Annotated in this window: 3 protein-coding genes; 1 reads left to right on the top strand and 2 read right to left on the bottom strand. The window is 74.2% G+C overall.

The window, feature by feature from the left end; translation table 11 throughout:
- Positions 1 to 54: 54 nt before the first annotated feature.
- Complete coding sequence (locus ACFU6K_RS32125) at positions 55 to 1,530, bottom strand: catalase (RefSeq protein ID WP_380669027.1); 1,476 nt, start codon at positions 1,528 to 1,530, stop codon at positions 55 to 57.
- A gap of 104 nt (positions 1,531 to 1,634) precedes the next feature.
- On the opposite strand from ACFU6K_RS32125, the gene ACFU6K_RS32120 reads away from it, so the two are divergent.
- Positions 1,635 to 2,066, top strand: coding sequence for a Fur family transcriptional regulator (locus ACFU6K_RS32120; protein ID WP_380669025.1), 432 nt, complete (start codon positions 1,635 to 1,637; stop codon positions 2,064 to 2,066).
- 79 nt (positions 2,067 to 2,145) lie between these two features.
- Here the strand turns inward: ACFU6K_RS32120 and ACFU6K_RS32115 are convergent, their stop codons facing one another.
- Complete coding sequence (locus ACFU6K_RS32115; RefSeq protein WP_380669023.1) at positions 2,146 to 4,122, bottom strand: tetratricopeptide repeat protein; 1,977 nt, start codon at positions 4,120 to 4,122, stop codon at positions 2,146 to 2,148.
- Between the last annotated feature and the right edge of the window lie 465 nt (positions 4,123 to 4,587).

The following is a 4,587-nucleotide window of genomic DNA, read 5'->3' as shown; positions in this document are numbered from 1 at the left end:
ACCTGTGGGAGCAGGTCACCGGGGCCCGCCGTCTCGTGGGGGCCGGGTCAGGGCCTACTGCTTGCGCAGCTCCCGGACCGCCGCGTCCAGCCGCTGCCCGAAGTCGGCGTCGGCCTTGCGGAAGTTGTCGACCGCCCGCTCCACGATGTCCTCGCGGTCGGCCGAGACCTTGGCGATGAAGCCCGCCAGGTTGGCGACCAGGCGCTGCTTCTCCTCCTCGGAGAACAGCCGGTAGAGGTCGCCGGCCTGCACGAAGTCGTCGTCCTCGGCGTGCGAGGGCGCGACGTGGTTGCCGGTGAGGCCGTCGACGGCGGTCGCGGCCCACAGCGGACGGCCGGTCTGCACCGGGCCGCCGAAGCTGTTCGGCTCGTAGTTCTTCTGCCGGCCGTGGCGGCCGTCGTACAGGTGGCCGTCCCGGCTGTTGGTGCGGGCCTCGGTGGCGTGCGGACGGTTCACCGGCAGGTGGTCGGCGTTGATGCCGACCCGGTAGCGGTGGGCGTCGGCGTACGCGAACAGGCGGCCCTGGAGCATCTTGTCCGGGGACGGGCCGATGCCGGGCACGAAGTGCGCCGGGGAGAAGACCGACTGCTCGACCTCGGCGAAGACGTTGTCGGGGTTGCGGTTGAGCTCCAGCTTCCCGATCTCGATCGGCGGGTAGTCGGCGTGCGGCCAGACCTTGGTGAGGTCGAAGGGGTTGAAGCGGTAGTTCGCCGCGTCGGCCACCGGCATGATCTGGACCTGCACCGTCCAGCTGGGGAACTCGCCGCGCTCGATCGACTCGCGCAGGTCGCGCTGGTGGCTGTCCGGGTCCTCGCCGGCGAGGGTGTTGGCCTCGGCCTGGGTGAGGTTGCGGATGCCCTGGTCGGTCTTGAAGTGGTACTTGACCCAGAAGTGCTCGCCGGCCTCGTTCTGCCACTGGTAGGTGTGCGAGCCGTAGCCGTTCATGTGCCGGTACGAGGCCGGGATGCCGCGGTCGCCGAACAGCCAGGTCACCTGGTGGGTGGCCTCGGGCGACAGGCCCCAGAAGTCCCAGACGTTGTCCGCCTCCTGCGAGCCGGTGTACGGGTCGCGCTTCTGGGTGTGGATGAAGTCGGGGAACTTGATGGCGTCCTTGATGAAGAACACCGGGGTGTTGTTGCCGACGAGGTCGTAGTTGCCCTCCTCGGTGTAGAACTTCAGCGCGAAGCCGCGCGGGTCGCGCACCGCGTCGGCCGCGCCGAGGTTGCCCGCCACCGTGGAGAAGCGCAGGAACGTCTCGGTCTGCTTGCCGATCTCGGAGAGGAACGCCGCCCGGGTCCAGGGCGTCACGTCCGCGGTCACGGTGAAGGTGCCGTACGCGCCGGCGCCGCGGGCGTGCACCACGCGCTCCGGGATCCGCTCGCGGTTGAAGTGCGCGAGCTTCTCGAACAGCAGCTGGTCCTGGATGAGTGCCGGGCCCCCGAGGCCCGCCGTCTCGGTGTTCTGGTTGTCGGCGACGGGGGCACCCGCCTCCGTGGTCAGGGTCGGGCGCAGCTCGTCCTGGGTCGTCATGGGAGTGCCTCCGCGGTATCCGGTCGTGATGACACGATCCTAACTTGGACTTTGTCCAAGTCAATACTGGAACCAATCTCGGAGCGTGACCTACTCTGGATGGCATGAGCGACCTGCTGGAGAGACTGCGCGCGAGAGGCTGGCGGCTGACCTCGCAGCGCCGGGTCGTGGCCGAGGTCCTGGACGGCGAGCACGTCCACCTCACCGCGGACGAGGTGCACGCCCGCGCGACGACCCGACTGCCGGAGATCAGCCGCGCCACCGTCTACAACACGCTCGGCGAACTCGTCACCCTCGGCGAGGTCCTGGAGGTCGCCGCCGACGGCCGCGCCAAGCGCTACGACCCCAACGCCCACCGCGCCCACCAGCACCTGATCTGCTCGGGCTGCGGCGCGATCCGCGACGTCCAGCCCCAGGGCGACCCGCTCGCCGCCCTCCCCGCCGCCGAGCGCTTCGGCTTCACCGTCACCGCCGCCGAGGTCACCTACCGCGGCCTGTGCCCGAACTGCCGCTCCCAGCCCGCCGGTTGCCCCTAGCCCACCGGTTGTCCCTGACCTCCCGGCTTCCCCCGGCCGCCCCGGCCGAACCGCCGCCCCCAGCCGCCCGGTTGACCCGCTACGCGCTCAACTCCGCGTTCAGCGCGCCCAGCAGCCGCCCGGCCCGCTCCGCCACCTCGGCCGGCCCGGAGTCGATCGCCCGCCGGCACCAGTTCTCCGCCTGCGTCGGCTCCCCGCGGCGCAGCGCCAGCAGTGCCAGGCGCAGCGCCGCCCGGCCGTGCCCGGCGTCGGCGGCCCGGGTGTACCAGAGCATCGCCTCGGCCTCGCTGTCCTGCCGGGCCAGCAGCAGCCCCAGGTTGAACGCGGCGCTGCGGCTGCCCGCCTCGGCGGCCCGCCGGTACCAGCTCTCGGCGATCTCCAGCGCCCCCCGCTCGGCCGCCCGCACGCCCATCCGCACCTGCGCCCGGCGGTGCCCGGCGTCGGCCGCCAGCGCGTACCAGTGCTCGGCCTCGGCGTCCGCGTCCCCGCGCCGGTCCAGCAGCGAGGCCAGCCGGAACGCGCCCTCGGCCGAGCCGCCGGCCGCCGCCTGCCGGTAGCGCTCCAGCGCCCCGGCCAGGTTGCCGCGCTGCTCCTGGACGACCGCGAGCTGCAGGGCCGCCTCGCCGTGCCCCTCGGCCGCGGCCCGCGCGTACCACTCCTGGGCCTGCTGCTGCTCGCCGCGCCCGGCGTGCAGCACGCCGAGGTTGAACGCCCCGTCCACGCTGCCGGCCTCGGCCGCCTTGGAGAACCAGGGCTGGGCACCGGACTCGTCACCGCGCTGCAGCAGCACCACGGCCAGCGCGTTGCAGGCCTCCCGGTGCCCGGCGTACGCGGCCCGGCGGTACCACTGCTCGGCCTGCTGCTCGCGGCCGGTGCCGGCGCAGAGCAGGCCGAGGTTGAAGGCGCCGTTCTGGTCGCCCGCGTCCAGCGCGGCCCGGTACCAGCGCTCGGCCGCGGCGGCCTCGCCGCGGCTCGCGTGCAGCGCCCCCAGCGCGTTGGCGGCGTTGCCGTCCCCGGCCTCGGCGGCCTCCCGCCACCACTCGGCGGCGGCCGTCAGGTCCCCGGAGTCGCGCAGCAGGAAGCCCAGCGCGCAGGCCGCGCGCGACTCCCCGTTCTGCGCGGCCTGCCGGTACCAGCGGGCCGCCTCGTCCAGCAGCGACCGGTCGGTGCGGGCCCGGTCCTCCAGCAGCACGCCCAGGCGCAGCGCGGCGCGGGCGTGGCTGCGGGCGGCGGCGGTGCGGTACCACGTCTCGGCGGTCTCCTTGTCCCCGGCGGCCTCGCGCATCCGGGCCAGCCGGTAGGAGGCCTCCCGGTGCCCGGCGTCGGCGGAGACCTTGAACCAGCGCTCGGCGCGCACGTCCCGCCGGTGCTCCATCAGGTCGCCCAGGGCGTAGGCGCCCAGCGGGTGGCCGTGGTCGGCGGCGTAGTGCAGCCAGTACTCGGCGGCCTCCTCCTCGCCCTGGTCGCGCAGTTGCAGGCCGAGCGCGTGCGCGGCCGGCGCGCTGCCGGCCACGGCGGCCTGGCGCCACCACTGCCCGGCCTCGGCCCGGTGGCCCTGCTGGTGCAGCAGCACGCCGAGGTTGTTGGCGGCGGCGCGCATCCCGGCGGCCGCGGCGGCGCGCAGGTAGGGCTCGGCGTCCTCCAGTTCGCCGCGGCGCAGCAGCAGGGTGCCGAGCCGGCAGGCGGCGTCCGGGTCGCCGCCGTCGGCGGCCTGCCGGTGGCGGGCCTCCAGCGCGGCGGACTCGCGGGCGGCGAGGGCGGTCTCGAAGCTGGTCGAGTCGAGGCCGGCCGGGTCGAGCGCGGCGCCGGCGGCCGGCTCCCCGCCGGGCTGCTCCCCGTACGCGCCGACGGCGGCGGCGAACTGACGGGTCGACACGTGGACGAGGCTGTCGGGCCCGTAGCCCGGGGTCGGGGGGCGCTCGGACAGTCCGCTGGTGCGCTGGGCGGGCAGGGCTCCGGGGTGGTTGGCCGTACGCTCGGCGCTCTCCGCCCAGGCGTCGGTGTCCGCCTCGGCGGCCGCCGCGGACCTGGCGCCTGACTTGCCGATCAGCCTCATGCCGACTCCCGCTCCCCCAGAGTGTCGCGGCATCGTGCCCCGGCGTGCGTCCGGGGGGACTCCCAGGGGAGGCGCCGGACCCGACGGCCGGTCAGCGGCCGCGCACCGTCCCCCATGTGTCCCATCGTCGCATCACCCAGTACCCGCGTACACCTGCCCCGGCCGAATTCCGGCGGGGCCGACCCGAAGCCGACGAAATTGCTTCGGCGCTTTGTCGATTTCCCGACACGTCAACCCCACAAACCCCATTGCCGTCCTCCTTGGCGACGGTCGATAGTACCGGAGCGGTTCCCGCCGCTTCCGGACGAGAACGGCCCGGGGACGGCGCGCGACAGTGCGGGACGGCGCGGGGCGCTGCGGGAAACACCAGAGGCCCGGAGGAAGAATCCTCCGGGCCTCTGGCCTTTGTAGCGGGGACAGGATTTGAACCTGCGACCTCTGGGTTATGAGCCCAGCGAGCTACCG

Source organism: Kitasatospora sp. NPDC057512 (genome assembly GCF_042802135.1).
Lineage (GTDB): Bacteria > Actinomycetota > Actinomycetes > Streptomycetales > Streptomycetaceae > Kitasatospora.
Note: the sequence above shows the minus strand (reverse complement) of the source record. Positions and strands in the feature narration are given on the sequence as shown.